This window comes from Acidimicrobiales bacterium (assembly GCA_034521975.1).
Lineage (GTDB): Bacteria > Actinomycetota > Acidimicrobiia > Acidimicrobiales > SKKL01 > SKKL01.
This window is the reverse complement of record JAXHLR010000002.1, coordinates 33695-48030: the sequence shown is the minus strand read 5'-3', so window position 1 is coordinate 48030 and position 14336 is coordinate 33695. Positions and strand designations below refer to the sequence as shown.

Annotated in this window: 14 protein-coding genes; 4 read left to right on the top strand and 10 right to left on the bottom strand. The window is 68.7% G+C overall.

The genetic code is table 11. The features are described from left to right. Position 1: 1 nt before the first annotated feature. From U5K29_00255 to U5K29_00235, 5 genes are all read right to left on the bottom strand, one after another. Entirely contained in the window at positions 2–724 is a 723-nt protein-coding gene (locus tag U5K29_00255) for an anti-sigma factor (protein ID MDZ7676968.1), read from the bottom strand. Beyond that, positions 717–1346, bottom strand: a complete 630-nt coding sequence (locus U5K29_00250; GenBank protein ID MDZ7676967.1) for a sigma-70 family RNA polymerase sigma factor — start codon at positions 1344–1346, stop codon at positions 717–719. Before U5K29_00250 ends, U5K29_00255 begins: the two co-directional genes overlap by 8 nt. A gap of 56 nt (positions 1347–1402) precedes the next feature. Beyond that, the gene (locus U5K29_00245; protein MDZ7676966.1) at positions 1403–2866 is read right to left on the bottom strand and encodes a VWA domain-containing protein; all 1464 of its coding nucleotides are present in this window, start codon (positions 2864–2866) and stop codon (positions 1403–1405) included. Between the two features lie 25 nt (positions 2867–2891). Continuing rightward, the gene (locus U5K29_00240) at positions 2892–3782 is read right to left on the bottom strand and encodes a MoxR family ATPase (GenBank protein ID MDZ7676965.1); all 891 of its coding nucleotides are present in this window, start codon (positions 3780–3782) and stop codon (positions 2892–2894) included. Between the two features lie 73 nt (positions 3783–3855). Continuing rightward, complete coding sequence (locus U5K29_00235) at positions 3856–5115, bottom strand: glutamate-5-semialdehyde dehydrogenase (GenBank protein MDZ7676964.1); 1260 nt, start codon at positions 5113–5115, stop codon at positions 3856–3858. A gap of 101 nt (positions 5116–5216) precedes the next feature. On the opposite strand from U5K29_00235, the gene U5K29_00230 reads away from it, so the two are divergent. Together U5K29_00230 and U5K29_00225 are read left to right on the top strand one after the other, a co-directional pair. Next, positions 5217–6008, top strand: coding sequence for a hypothetical protein (locus U5K29_00230; GenBank protein ID MDZ7676963.1), 792 nt, complete (start codon positions 5217–5219; stop codon positions 6006–6008). Positions 6009–6122: 114 nt separating this feature from the next. Further along, on the top strand, positions 6123–6956 hold the full coding sequence (locus U5K29_00225) for a PspA/IM30 family protein (GenBank protein ID MDZ7676962.1): 834 nt from the start codon (positions 6123–6125) through the stop codon (positions 6954–6956). Positions 6957–7283: 327 nt separating this feature from the next. On the opposite strand, the gene proB is transcribed toward U5K29_00225, so the two are convergent. Genes proB through U5K29_00205 form a run of 4 tightly spaced genes read right to left on the bottom strand, consistent with a single transcriptional unit; the run spans position 7284 to position 12023 of the window. Next, a complete protein-coding gene (proB, locus tag U5K29_00220; protein ID MDZ7676961.1) occupies positions 7284–8381 on the bottom strand; it encodes a glutamate 5-kinase in 1098 nt (365 codons plus the stop codon). Beyond that, positions 8378–9640, bottom strand: coding sequence for a GTPase ObgE (gene obgE, locus U5K29_00215; GenBank protein ID MDZ7676960.1), 1263 nt, complete (start codon positions 9638–9640; stop codon positions 8378–8380). Before obgE ends, proB begins: the two co-directional genes overlap by 4 nt. A 41-nt stretch (positions 9641–9681) precedes the next feature. After that, positions 9682–11463 (bottom strand): Tad domain-containing protein, encoded by a 1782-nt coding sequence (locus tag U5K29_00210; protein ID MDZ7676959.1) that lies wholly within the window; start codon positions 11461–11463, stop codon positions 9682–9684. Positions 11464–11477: 14 nt separating this feature from the next. Next, positions 11478–12023 carry a TadE family protein gene (locus U5K29_00205; GenBank protein ID MDZ7676958.1) on the bottom strand — a complete coding sequence of 182 codons (546 nt, stop codon included), beginning with the start codon at positions 12021–12023 and terminating at the stop codon, positions 11478–11480. Between the two features lie 307 nt (positions 12024–12330). Here U5K29_00205 and U5K29_00200 point away from each other — a divergent pair, with 307 nt between their 5' ends. After that, entirely contained in the window at positions 12331–13530 is a 1200-nt protein-coding gene (locus U5K29_00200) for an HD domain-containing protein (GenBank protein ID MDZ7676957.1), read from the top strand. Between the two features lie 84 nt (positions 13531–13614). Next, complete coding sequence (locus U5K29_00195; protein ID MDZ7676956.1) at positions 13615–14025, top strand: hypothetical protein; 411 nt, start codon at positions 13615–13617, stop codon at positions 14023–14025. 55 nt (positions 14026–14080) lie between these two features. On the opposite strand, the gene rpmA is transcribed toward U5K29_00195, so the two are convergent. Continuing rightward, positions 14081–14335: a 50S ribosomal protein L27 gene (rpmA, locus tag U5K29_00190; protein ID MDZ7676955.1), complete on the bottom strand. Its 255-nt coding sequence runs from the start codon at positions 14333–14335 to the stop codon at positions 14081–14083. Between the last annotated feature and the right edge of the window lies 1 nt (position 14336).

Here is a 14336-nt window from a genome sequence, read left to right as displayed (position 1 = left end):
GTCAGGCCTCGACGAGCCCACCGCGCAGCACGCTGTTGCCCGAATGGGTGGGATCGCCGTCGTGGGGCTCGACCGACACGTCGACCACCGAGAACTCGGTGTGGTCGAGACCGTCGGGAAGCTCGTAGCGACCGTCGCCGCGGAGCGGACCGAGCGAGACCAGACCGTCGACCTCGGGGGTGAGCAGCCACACCTCGTAGTAGCCGTCGATCGATGCGAGCCCGTCGACCTCGAGCTGGAGCACCAGGTCATCGTGGTCGCGCACCAGGGTCGCCTCGCCGGCCACCTCGGTGTCGACCAGCACCTCGAGATCGGCGGTGGCGAGCCGTTCGGGACCGGCGACCCGGTTGGCGAAGATGGCCAGCGCGCCCACCGCGACCACCGCGACGACCACCACCGCGGCCGCCGCGCCGAGCCACCATGGCGGCGCCACACCGCGCATCCGCACCACGCGCGCACCGGGTCCACCCGTGCCACCCGCGGCAGTGTCGACGTCGGACTCGTCGCCATCGTGGTCGTCGCCCTCGGACGCGGCGCCCTGGGCGATGGCGTCCCACAGCCCTGGCGGCGGGGTCTCGAGTTGATCGTCGGGCCCGATGGTGTCGAGCAGCTCGAGCAGGCGGTGCATCTCGGGGTCGGCGATGAGCTCGTCGTCGCCGGGCTCGGGTTCGCCGAGGAGGCGGCGCAGGCGCTGGTCGGGATCGTGAGGGTGCTGATCAGACATTGGCCCCCTCCAGGTGTGTTCGTAGCGATGCCAACCCTCGCCGGATGTGGCTCTTGACCGTACCGAGGGGCAGGTCGAGCTCGGAGGCGATCTGGGGGTGGGTGAGGTCGGAGAAGAACGCCCGCTCGAGCACGGTGCGCCGCTCGCTGGGCAGGGTCGTGAGGGCGTCGACGAGCACCATGCGGTCGGCGAGCTGGTCGAGCGGATCGCGAACCGGCCCACCCTCGGTGTTGTTGGTGGCGTCAGTCACCGTGTCGCGCCGGCGACCGGCGGCTCGTTGCGCGTCGATGATCTTGAACTTGGCGATGCCCACGATCCACGCACCCAACGGGGCGCGCTCGGGGTCATAGCGGTGTCGGCTCTTCCACGCGGCGATGAAGGTCTGCTGGGTGATGTCCTCGGCGTCGGCTTCGGCGCTCACGCCCCGCTTGCACAGCGAGTACACCAGCGCGCCGTAGCGGTCATAGGCCAAGCGCAGAGCCTGCTCGTCGCCCGCCGCGAACAGCACGCCAAGCTGGTCCTCCGACACCACACCGGCAGCATACCGACCCGTCGAGGAGGCGGTGGTGGACCCGGAGGCGGTGACCGGGTCGGGCGGGGCGTCCGCGAGGGCGATGCTCATCACCCATGCTTCGTCGTGGCGACCCCGATTGGATGCGTGGCCGGGGCCGTCGCGGGTCAGGCCAGGTTCTCGACGAAGCCCTCGAGCTGGCGCAGGTTGCGCACCTCGAAGGTGCCGTCGCAGTGGGCGCTGTACTCGCCGACGATGGAGTCGCCGGTGTCCCAGTACGAGTGCGGCTCCGGGTTGAGCCAGAACACGTTGCGGGCCTTCTTGCCGATCTCCTGGATGACCCACGCCTGGGACGCGTGGTAGTTGTTGCGGGCATCGCCGAGGACCAGCACCGTGGTCTTGGGACCGATCTCTTTGCCGTAGGTCTCCCAGAACGCCTCGAAGGCGTGCCCGTAGTCGCTGTGGCCGTCGACCCACACCACATCGGCCTCGGTGTTGACCCGGTGGATCGCCTGGGTGATGTCCTCGACCCCTTCGAAGTAGGTGGTGACCTCGTCGAGGCCGTCGATGAACACGAACGAGCGCACCTTGGAGAACTGGTTGCTGATGGCGTAGACGAGGTGCAACGTGAACCGGGCGAAGGCCGCGACCGAGCCGGAGATGTCGGCCACGACGAAGATCTCGGGCTTGGCGGGACGCGGGTACTTGAACTTGGGCTCGGCGGGGACACCGCCATAGCTCAGCGAGTGGCGGACCGTGTTCCGGAAGTCGAGCGGCCCCTTGCGGCCGTGGCGACGCTTGCGGGCGAGTCGCACCGCCAGCTTGCGGGTGAGCGGGTAGATGGCCTTGCGGAGATTGGCCATCTCCTCGCGGCTGGCGTGCATGAAGTCGACGTCCTCGGGCAAGGGCTTGCGCAACGTCTTGGCCATGGCCTCGACACCGCGGTCCGCGACGAGACGGCGTCGGATCTCGGCCTCGACCTCCTTCTTCAGCCGGTCGATGCGAGCCTCGTACTCGTCGCGCTCCAAGCGCTCCTCGAGCGACGTGAGCCCAGGATCGGGAGCCTGTTGACGGGCCTGTTCCATCAGCTTGTCGAGCACGCCGTCGAGGTCGAGGTTTCGCAGCGTGCGGTACAGGTAGTAGGTACCACCGACGGGGCGACCCGGCTCCATGCCGGCGAAGCGTTGCACCGACTGGCGGGCGATGGCACGCATCATGGCGTCGTCACCCCGCATGAGCGCCTGGTACAGCATCTCGGCCAGCTCTTCGGCGGTCATCTGCGACCCGCCACTGCCGTCACCCTGACCCTGTTGGGCGACGCCTTGCATGTCGAGGCTGTCGCTGTCTCCCTCGCCCTCGCCTTCCTCGGCGATGCCGTACTCCTTGCCCCGCAGCGAGAAGTAGACCTCGAACACGGTCTCGAAGGCGCGCCAGTGGCTGTCGTTCTTCACCATGGTGGCGGCCAGCGCGTACTTGAGCGCTTCGCGGTCCTCGAGGGGGATGTGGCGAACCGCTTCCATGGCGTCGATGTTCTCGCTGAGGCTGACCGGGATCCCGGCCTCGCGCAGCTCGCGGATGAACCCGCCGAGCAGTTCGAGCATCGGCGACGGTTCACGGGTGGTGTCGGTCATGGCGACCCCCTCGGCCCCTTCCGGGTCAGGACTGCTGGGCGAACTCGGCACCGTTGGAGCTGAACTCCTTGATGGCCTTGTCGATGTCGCTGCGGTACTTCAACAAGATGTTGATCGTCTCGCTGGCGTCCTCGGCGCTGACCTGGTTGATGTTGAGCAGCATCAAGGTGTTCGCCCAGTCGAGGGTCTCCGACACCGACGGCGCTTTCTTCAGCTCGAGCGCACGGATCGACCGGACGATGCGGGCGACCTGATCGGCGAGACTGTCGGTGATGCCCGGCACCTTGGCCAGCACGATCTCTTTCTCGCGGTCGAGGTCGGGGTAGTCGATGTGGAGGAACAGGCACCGCCGCTTGAGCGCCTCGGACAGCTCCCGGGTGTTGTTCGAGGTGAGGAACACCATCGGGATCTGGGTGGCGCTGACGGTACCGAGCTCGGGGATCGAGACCTGGTAGTCCGAGAGGATCTCGAGCAGCAGGGCCTCGGTCTCGATCTCGACCCGGTCGACCTCGTCGATGAGCAGCACGACCGGGTCCTCGGCCCTGATGGCTTCGAGCAGCGGGCGGGTGAGGAGGAAGTCGTCGGAGAAGATGTCCTCTTCGATGTCGGACCAGGTGCCGTCGGTGTTGCGCTCGGCCTGGATCCGGAGCAGCTGCTTCTTGTAGTTCCACTCGTAGAGCGCCCTGGACTCATCGAGCCCCTCGTAGCACTGCAGGCGGATCAGGCGGGCGCCCATCATCTCGGCGACCGACTTCGCCAGCTGGGTCTTGCCCGTCCCGGCGGGCCCCTCGACCAGCACCGGCTTCTGGAGGCGGTCGGCCAGGTAGACGACGCCGGCGATCCCCTCGTCGGCCAAGTAGTTGACGTTGTCCAGCCCCTCACGGACCGCGGGCACCGACTCGAAGCGATAGTCCATGGGAGCGACCCTAGCGGCCGCCTTGACCGCGGAGTCAATCTGGTCGGGACCCTGGTCGGGGCTCGATGGGGGCTCAGCCCCGGGTCTGGCCCTCGCCTCGAACCAGGTACTTGGCGGTGGTCAGCTGACGCAACCCCATGGGCCCGCGGGCATGGAGCTTCTGGGTGCTGATGCCGATCTCGGCACCGAACCCGAACTCCTCTCCGTCGACGAATCGGGTCGAGGCGTTCACCACCACCGCCGCCGCGTCGACCTCGGCGCAGAAGCGGTCGGCGGCACCCAGATCGGTGGTGATGATGGCCTCGCTGTGGCCCGAGCTGTGGGTCGACACGTGGGCGATGGCGTCATCGAGGGAGTCGACGACCCGCACCGACATCTTCAGGGCGAGGAACTCGGTGTCCCAGTCCGCATCGGTGGCCTCGCCCATCGTCGGGACCAGCGCGCACGCCCGCTCGTCGCCTACCAGCTCGACCCCGGCCAGCGCCTCCGCGACGGTGGGCAGGAAGGTGTCGGCCACCTGGGCGTGCACCACGAGCGACTCGGCGGCGTTGCACACCGAGGGCCGCTGGGTCTTGGCGTTGACGACGATGTCGCGGGCCATGTCGAGGTCGGCGGAGGCATCGACGTACACGTGGCAGTTGCCGTCGCCGTCGATGACATAGGGAACGGTGGCATGGTCGAGGATCGCCTGGATGAGCGACGGGCCACCACGGGGGATGAGACAGTCGATGACACCCCGGAGCTGCATGAACTCCACCGCCGACTCCCGGCTGGCATCGTCGACCATCACGAGGCTGTCGGCGGGCAGGCCGACCTTGGCGACGGCGTCGCGCAGCACCGCGGCGATGGCCAGGTTGGACGACAGCGCACCGGAGGACCCCCGCAGGAACGCGGCGTTGCCCGACTTGAGGCACAGGCCGAAGGCGTCGCTGGTGACGTTGGGTCGGTTCTCGTAGATGATGGCGACCACGCCGAGCGGGACCCGCACCTGGGAGATGCGCAGGCCGTTGGGCCGCACCCAACCGCCGATGATCTCGCCCACCGGATCGGGCAGCGTGGCGACCTGGCGCAGGCCGTTGGCCATGGCGTCGACCTTGGCTTCGGTGAGCCGCAGCCGGTCGATGACCGTCGCGGTGGCGCCGTCTCGTTCGGCCCGAGCCACATCGGTGGCGTTGGCGTCGAGGATCTCGGGCGCGCGGGCGACGAGCAGGTCGGCGGCCGCGACCAACGCCGCGTCTTTGGCCGCGGTGGAGGCGGTTGCCAGCACGCGGGCGGCCACCTTGGCCCGTGCCCCGAGCTCGGCCACCGGCGTGGGGGTGGAGTGCGTGGTCATCGCCGCCCAGGCTATCCGGCGACACCCTCGCGGTTCACCGGAACGAGGCCGATCGGCGGGGTGCTCGTGGCGTTGCCGGGCCCAGCCGCGATACTGGGGAGGTGAACCTTCCGGTCCCTGCCTCTGCCTCCGCGTCCATGCCTGCGGTGTTCAGGGCGTCGCTGTCGCCGCTCGCCGCGGGTGGGGCGTTCGGCGGGTTCGTCGTGGCGCTGCTCGCCGGCACCGGAGTGTTCGGCATCGTGGTGCTGGTGCTGCTGGGTTGGCTCGGCGGGTCCGCAGGTGGGTATCTCCTCGGCCGGCGGGGTACCGGGGCCGGCCGTCAGGACCGGATCGACCCGTTCGCCGTGAACGAGCCGTGGCGGTACTTCGTCCGCGACGCCGTCACCGCCCGCAACCGCTTCGACGAGGCGCTGCGCAACACGCGTCCCGGTCCGCTGAAGGATCGTCTGGTGCACATTCGCGGCTCGGTCGAGTCCGGGGTCCGCGAGTGCTGGGAGGTCGCCAAGCAGGCTCAGACGATCTCCGATGCCCGCAAGGTGATCGACGTGCCGTCGCTGCGTCGCCGGCTCGAGTCGCTCGAGTCCCGCGACGCCGACACCACCGCCACCGAGCGGGCGGTCAGGTCGCAACTCGAGTCGGCCGCGCGACTCGACGCGGTGCTCGGCGACGTCACCAAGCGTCTCGAGGTCCTCGAGGCCAAGCTCACCGAGGCGGTCACCCGGGCGATCGAGGTCAGCGCGCTGGCGGGCCACGACGACGAGCTCACCGGTGTCGGCACCGCGGTCGACCAGGTGGTGATCGATCTGGAGTCGCTGCGCGCCGCGCTCGACGAATCGAGTCAGTCCTCGGCGCGGGGGTCGGGCTCGTGGGAGCTGCCACCGTCGGACGGGTGAGCTCCGATGCGGGCATCGACGACCTCCGGTGTGAGCACCGGTCGCTGGAGGCCGGCCCGCTTCAAGTCCTCGACCCCCCGACCCGTGCCCACCTGGGCCGATAGGCTCACCCCCATGATCAAGCTCTTAAAGCGCTGGTGGCGGTACACGACGACCCGGCTCACCGGGAAGTTCGAGGAACGCGCCGATCCCAAGGTCCAGCTCGAGCAGGCGATCCAGGAGGCCCAGGATCAGCACCGCCGGCTCAAGGAGCAGGCAGCCAGCATCATCGCCAACCAGAAGCAGACCGAGATGCGCCTGTCGCGCACCCTCGAGGACTACGAGAAGGTGAGCAACAACGCCCGCCAGGCGGTGATCATGGCCGACGAGGCCAACCGCTCCGGCGACACCGCAAAGGCCGCGGAGTACACCTCGGCCGCCGAGGCGTTCGCCAACCGCATGATCGGTCTCGAGCGCGAGGTCGACGATCTCAAGGAGCTGCACGGCCAGGCCGGACAGGCCGCCGAGCAGGCGCGGGCCGCGGTCGAGCAGAACTCGGCGGCGATGCAACAGAAGCTGGCCGAGCGCCAGCGGCTGATGGGCCAGCTCGACCAAGCCCAGATGGCCGAGCAGATGAACACCGCCATGGCCTCACTCTCCGAGACCGTCAGCGACGAGACGCCCTCGTTCGACCAGATCCGCGAGAAGATCGAGATGCGCTACGCCAAGGCGCAGGGGATGGGTGAGCTCAGCGAAGGGTCGCTCGACTCGAAGATGTTCGAGATCGAACAGGCCGCCATGAACAACGAGGCCCGGGGGCGTCTCGACGAGATCCGTGGCCAGTTGGGGCTGTCGGCTCCCGAGCCCGCGGGGGCGAACGAGCTGCAGCACAAGATCGAGGAACTCAAGGCCGCCACCGGCGAGGGCGAGGCCGCCGGGTCAGAGCCGTCCTCCGACGACGACACCTAGCCGCCGGATCGATCGGGCCGGATCAGCGTTGGTTGAGCACCGTCGTCTGCGGTGACTTCTTGTCGCGCTTGGCGGCGCGCTTCTCCTTGAGGGACTTGCCCGCCTTCTTGCCGGCCGGCTTCTGTGGGGACTTCTCAGGCATGGTCTGCTCCTCGTGGTGGTGTCCTCACGCGCCCACATCGGGTGCTGCGAGGTTGCATCGCACCAGGAGAGTTCGAGGCGTCGGGCCTGCACGAGGCGACAGCGCTACTGACCGTCCAGCCCAAGCGAGGCGACTCGTCCTCAGCTGATGGACCCAGGATACCCCAGCACTGGATCGCAGCGTCGCTACCCGGGCAGCATCACGAGGTCGTCGCGGTGGATGACCTCGTGGTCGACCCCGGCGGGGAGATCACCGGTGCGACGGCCCTTGTACTCGGCGAGCATGGCGCTGCCCATCCGCACCAGCCCCTTGGCGAACACCCGACCGTCGGCGGTGGCCAGCTCGACCGCGTCGTCGGGAACGAAGTGCCCCTCGACCGCGACCACCCCTGCCGGCAGCAGCGACCGGTTGGCATCGACCAGCGCGGCGCGGGCGCCGTCGTCGACGACGATCTGACCGGCGGAGCCCACCGCGAACGCGATCCACAGCTTGCGGGCGCCGAGGCGGGTGGCCCGGGGCTGCACCACCGTGCCCACCCCGGGTACGCCGTCGACGGCGTCGACGAGCACCCCGTCGCGTCCCGCGGCAGCGATCACCGACCGAACACCGCTCCAGGCCGAGATCTTCGCGGCGGCGATCTTGGAGGCCATCCCACCGCTCCCCCGGACGGTGCCCGCTCCCCCGGCGAGGCCCTCGAGCTCGTGGTCGATCTCGACGATCTCCTCGATGAGCGAGGCCGAGTCGTCGAGGCGCGGATCGGCGGTGAGCAGGCCTGGCGTGTCGGTGAGCAGCACCAGCAGCTCAGCGTCGACGAGGTGGGCGACGAGGGCGGCGAGGCGGTCGTTGTCACCGAAGCGGATCTCGTCGTCGGCGATGGCGTCGTTCTCGTTGACCACCGGCACCGCGCCGAGCTCGAGCAACCGGGTGAGGGTGCCGCGGGCGTGGAGGTACTGCTGGCGGATCATGAAGTCGAGCGGCGCGATCAGCACCTGGCCGCCGACCAGCCCATGCGAGCCCAGCACGTCGTCGTAGACCCGCATGAGACGACTCTGGCCGACCGCCGAGACCGCCTGGAGGGTGCGGGCGTCGCGGGGCCGGTCGTCGTCGCCCATGCCCAGCGCCGGCAGTCCGGCGGCGATCGCCCCCGAGGTGACGATCACCACCTGGTGCCCGACGGCCCGCAGCGTGGCCACCTCGGTGCAGAGCCGCTCGATGGCCGCGCGTGACACCTCGCCGCCGCTGTCGGTGATGGAGGAGGTGCCGATCTTGGCGACGACGATCACCGGTCGTCCTCGTACTCGAAACTGACCGCGCCGATGCGGACGAGATCGCCGGGCTTGGCTCCGGCCTTGGCCAGTGCCTTGTCGACGCCGAGCTTCTTGAGTCGTCCCTGGGCGTAGTCGAGCGCCTCGGGGTTGGTGAGGTCGGACAGCGCCACGGCCCGTTCGGCCTGGCGTCCGATCACCACGTAGGCGCCGTCGTCGTCACGCTCGATCCTGATCCCCTCGCCGGCTGGACGATGCACCACGAAGCCCTCGGGTTCGGCCTCGGTGGTGCGGGCCGCGTCGACCATCTCGCGCATCGCCCCGAGCAGCTGGGGGATCCCCTGCCCGGTGACCGCCGAGATGCGCAACCCGTCGAACCCGGAGGTGTCGGCGGCACCCTCGACGATGCCCTCGAGGTCGGCTCGGGACCCGACCACGACGCGGAAACGTTCGACCAGGTCGGGCTGGTAGCTGGCCAGCTCGCGGAGCAAGACCGCTTCCTGCTCCGCGGGGGTGTGTCCGCCGAGGTCGGCCAGATCGGCCAGCACCACCAGGGCCCGGGCCCGTTCGACGTGACGGAGGAACTGGTGCCCGAGCCCACGACCTTCGCTTGCCCCTTCGATCAAACCGGGGATGTCGGCGACGACCATCTCGAAGCCGTCGTCGAGGCGAACGACCCCGAGGTTGGGTTCGAGGGTGGTGAAGGGGTAGTCGGCGATCTTGGGCTTCGCGGCCGAGATGCGGGCGATGAGGGTGCTCTTGCCCACGTTGGGGAAGCCGACCAACGCCACATCGGCCATGAGCTTGAGCTCGAGGCGGAGCCACCGTTCCTCGCCCACCTCGCCCTGCTCGGCGAAGGTCGGCGCCCGCCGGCGCTGGGAGGCAAAGGCGTAGTTGCCGTGGCCCCCTTGGCCTCCCTGGGCGGCGAGCCAACGGTCGCCTTGGTGCACCAGGTCGGCGAGCACCTCGGTGCCGGTCTGATCGAACACCTGGGTGCCGACGGGCACAGAGACCTCGAGGTCGGTGCCGGTCGCGCCGTGCTTGCGCTTGCCCGACCCGTGGGTGCCGGACTCGGCCTTGCGGTGGGGATGGTCCCGGAACGCGATCAGCGAGGCGACGTTGTGGTCGGCGACGAGCCACACGTTGCCGCCGTGACCGCCGTCGCCGCCGTCGGGGCCGCCGAGGGGCACATGGGCCTCGCGTCGCATCGACACGGCGCCCGCGCCGCCGTCACCACCCTTGACGTTGAGACCACACTCGTCGACGAAACCGGACACGGCCGCTCATGCTACGGCAGGCTTGGTGCGGGTCCGACCCGTTACTCGACGAGGCGTACCGGATCACCGACGATGTCGGCGGACCAGGTCGTCGTGTCGTTCACCGAGCCCCCGAACGGCGCCTCGACCTTGATCCAGCAACCGAACGGGTTGCTCTCGGCACAGCTATAGCCGTCGGGAAGGGGGATCTCCACCTGCATCAGCTCACCGTTCAGGGCCCCCGCGCCGAAGGTGAACGAGCAGTCACCAGGACTCGGTGCATAGCTGCCCCCACTGCTGCCGAAGGCGCAACCCGAGAAGTTCGACAGGCCGGAGTCGGGCGGCGGAACCACCCGCATGGAACCCGAGCTGCCTCCATCGGAGATGTCCCACAACGAGATGTTGAGCAGCCGTTGCGTGGTACTCGGCGTCACGCGAGCGAGGAAGAACTCGGTGTCGGCACCCGATGCGTTGACATAGATGGGTAGCCGTCCGTTCCCGAACAACCGGACACCGCTGTCCCAACCCGGGTCCGACGGCGCACCGTTGCCGACACGTAGCGAGAAGCGGTTGTGACCCCAGGTGTCGATGGCGGTGTTGGTCGCGAGCGGGTTCCCGAGCGGAGCGTTGCTCTTGATCTGGAGTAGATAGCGACCCGGCTGCGGGTTGGCGATCTCACACACGGTGACCCACCGACGGAACGAGTTGGCAACGGTCTGCTCCCAAGCTCCGGGAGGGAAGGTGACCCGTCCCTCGTCCGGGTCGGTCAGCTTCCCCTGCAGGCCTCCCGAACCACGCAGCCACCCGTTGTCCCGTCCCTCGAACTGGCGAGGTTGGCAGGTGGCGGTGTTCACGACGGGGTTGTCGGTATCGATCCAGGGCGAGTTGTCGGGTGAGCGGACGATGAAGGTCGACACGAGCGGGGCGGAACCACCCGATGCGCCGGCGCGGTGGTCTCCTGGACACCATGTCGGGCTGGCGCCTCCGACAAAGCGACTGTCGGCGTCGTCGTACCAGTCGTCGGGAACGTCAGGGTCGCCTGCCGCGTGGGCCTGAAGATCCCCGGTGCCGGTGTTGAAGACATCGCTCTGGTTGGTGGTGCAGGTGTCGCCCACCTCGTAGAACCCGGGATCGAACACGTCGACCCGGAGAGGCCCTGCCGTCCCTGGCGCCACCTCGATGGCGAAGATGTGACCGTTCGGATCGTAGCTGGGGTTGTTGATGCTTGGATTGGGGTTTCCGCAGGGGCCGAGGGCGCCTCCGGATGGACACAACCCGGCGGCGAACCGATCACCGTTCACCGCGTTGTTGCGGACCGAAGCCAGGTTCATCCAATGGTCCGGGCTCTCTCCGAGCTCGGGGTCGTTCCCCAAGAAGTTCTCGGGGCTGCCCATGGGGACCGGACCTTCGAACTCGGCCATCGCGCTCCGAGTGATGCTCGTCGTGTCGATCCCGAAGATCCCGACGAAGAAGTTGTCGACCTCCTTCGTCACGCTGACCTCGAGCTGATTGGGCCGCTCGCCGGGTGCCACATTCACGTCGCCGGAGGGATATCCGTGCCCCTCGGCCAGATCCCAGGCGACCTGCTCGGCCTCGGACATCTGATCCGGCAGGAAGACCACCCCTCCGAGCGCCGACGCGTCCGCTGCGTTCTGGACTCGCGACGCCGTCAGATACCAGTGCCCGATATCGACCGCGAACCCAGCGAAGCCGACCAGCACGACGAGCATGAGCGCGAGCCATGCCAGAACGAATCCTTGGTCGCGCAGGCGTCGTTCGTCGGGACGCTCGTCGGCGTCCTCTGGCGCTGATTCTTTGTCCGGCACTCTTGGTTCAGGCGACATCGTTCCGCTCCCCGCTAGGCCGGCGCACAGGTATCGGCCAAGGGCAAGGGTTCCAGTCGCATGACCGAACGCTCCTGCATGGTCATGCTCTCGCCGAAGAACCCGGTGATGAACGTGTAGTTCGCCCGGACGTAGACCCCGAGAAAGTCGGTCTGATCCTGGGATCCACACGCGAACTGTGAGCTTGCCTCCCAGGTGGGACTGCTCGGAGCCAGGTCGAAGCGCTGGTCGCCCGCGTTCCACACGAACTTCCAGCAGTCGGCGGTGCAGTCCTGGGGCGCGCCTCCCGCGACGGTCTGACCGGTGGTGGGATTGGCCTTGTAGATGACCAGCTCCTCGATGTCATCTGCCGGGATCCCTGCGGATGCGAGGGCACCGGAGACCGCTGCCGCTGCCGAGTCCTCGTAACCTTCGACCCTCGGTTGGGCCACGGCGACGCGCGCCCCGGCTCGCGTCGACTCGCTGATCGAGAGCGTGGTCCGAAAGACCAGGCCATACTCGAGGATCCCGAAGACGATGAGCAGGAGCAGGGGCATGACGATGGCTGCCTCGACCAGCACAGCACCGTCGTCGTCCCGCGAGAGCGAACGTCGCCACCTGGGCGTGCGCCGCGCCGTGGACCTATTGGTCGTGGCGACTCTGAATGCTCGATTCGTCATGATGGCACTCCGCCCGAGGGTCGGCTCTGGGGCACCTGGTGGGCCCGTATCCTTTTCATCGGCACCAGCGATTGCTGAATTGAGGTATTGGGCCCACTCAGGGTGGGTCCCAGGACCCACGTTCTACCACTATCGGTGGCCGCTGCGCGCACGCGCCCCGGTTTTTCTCGCCGCGGAGAATGTCACAGGCGTGTCCTACGCTGGCACCGTGAGCCAACACCGACCCCCGCCGGCACGACCCGAGTCGGTCGCTGCCGCCGGCCCACCCACCGAGCGCGCCCGGCGGTGGGCAGCCACCATGCACAGCCATCGCAGCGGCACCGTTCACCGTGCCCACGGCGACAGCGCGGCCGACATCGAGGCCACTCCCCCACTCGAGCGGACCGAACGCGAGGCCCTCGAGGACCTGCACCTCGCCGTCGGAGCCACACGGGCGGTCGATGCCGGCAACCGGGCCCTCCCGGAAGCGCCCGATCCCGCCCGCACCTGCTTCGAGCGCGACCGCGACCGCATCCTGCACGGCACCACCGCCTTCCGCCGGCTGGCAGGCAAGACCCAGGTGTTCATCTTCCCCGAGGACCACCAGCGCACCCGACTCACCCACGCGCTCGAGGTCGCCCAGGTCGCCACCGCCATCGCCCGGGCATGCCGGCTCAACGTCGCCCTCACCGAAGCCATCGCCCTCGGCCACGACTGTGGCCACGGGCCCGGTGGCCACGCCAGCGAAGACGCCTTCAGCCCCTACGTCGACGGCGGCTACGACCACGCCGTGTGGGGCGCCGACGTGGTCCTCGCCCCGCTCAACCTGTGTGCCGAGACCCTCGACGGCGTCCGCAACCACTCGTGGTCACGACCGGCACCGGCCACTCCCGAAGGCGAGGCCGTGTCCTGGGCCGACCGGATCGCCTACGTGTGCCACGACTTCGAGGACGCCGCCCACGTCGGGATCGTCTCCTTCGACGACCTGCCCGAACTGGTGCGCGAGCGCGCCGGAGCGACCCGCCGCGCCCAGCTCGACTCGTTCATCGGTGCCGTGGTCGACGCTGCCACCTCCACCGGCACGATCGGCATGGCCGAGCCCATGGCCGAGACCCTCGCCGTCTTCCGTCGCTTCAACTACGACCACATCTACATGCGCCCCGAGTCGGTGGCCCAGGCCAAGCTCGTCATCGACGTGCTGCGCAACCTCGTCGAGCACTACGCCGACCTCCCCGAGCCGCTCCCCCTCGACGGGATCGGCGCCAGCACCCCGATCGATCGGCCGCCCGGCAGCCCCGACGCCCTGCACCAAGCCGTCACCTACGTCGGCGGCATGACCGACCGCTACGCCTTCACCCAGGCGGTCACCCTGCTCGGCTGGGAGCGCACCCGGCTCCCCATGGGAATCGACCTGCGCGAGCTCATCTGATCGCCCGTCACACACGCTTGAGCCACTCCCCAGATCGGAGTCACCGCTCCCGTCGCCTTCCGCATCTGACCGGAGTCTCGTACCATGTCCATTGCAGAACCCGCTCGACACCAACTGCATCAGCGGCTCGAGGAGATCCTCGGCCCCGACGAGGCGAACACGCTCATGTCGCATCTCCCACCCTTCACCTGGTCCGATCTGGCCACCAAGGACGACCTGGCGCGCCAGACAGAAGAGATCGAACTGCGGCTGGGCGCACGCATCGGCGGCCTCGACCACAAGATCGATGCTGAGGCCAGCACGCTCGACCACAAGATCGACGCATTCGGCGAGCGGCTCGACCACAAGATCGACGGCGTGGAGAGTCGGCTCCTGGTCGAGCTCGCTGACATGCGCACCGACTTTCACGCCACTATGCGCACCAATGCATACCTCACCCTCGGCGGGGTGTCCGCGCTGATCACCATGCTGGCTGCGATCACCACCCTGGCCTGACACGCGTACGAGGCGGCCCGCAGGCCGCCTCGTACGGATCGGTTGGTGCGACTGGTCAGTCGCCGGGAAGGACGTCGACCAGCTTGCGGCCCTTGCGCGACCCGAACTTCACCTTGCCCGGGGCGGTGGCGAACAGGGTGTCGTCGTGGCCACGACCCACGTTCTCGCCCGGGTGGATGCGGGTACCGCGCTGGCGCACGATGATGGCGCCGGCGTTGACGGCGCCGCCATCGAACACCTTGACGCCGAGGCGCTTGCTCTCTGAATCGCGGCCGTTCCTGGTGGAACCGCCACCCTTGGTCTTCGACATG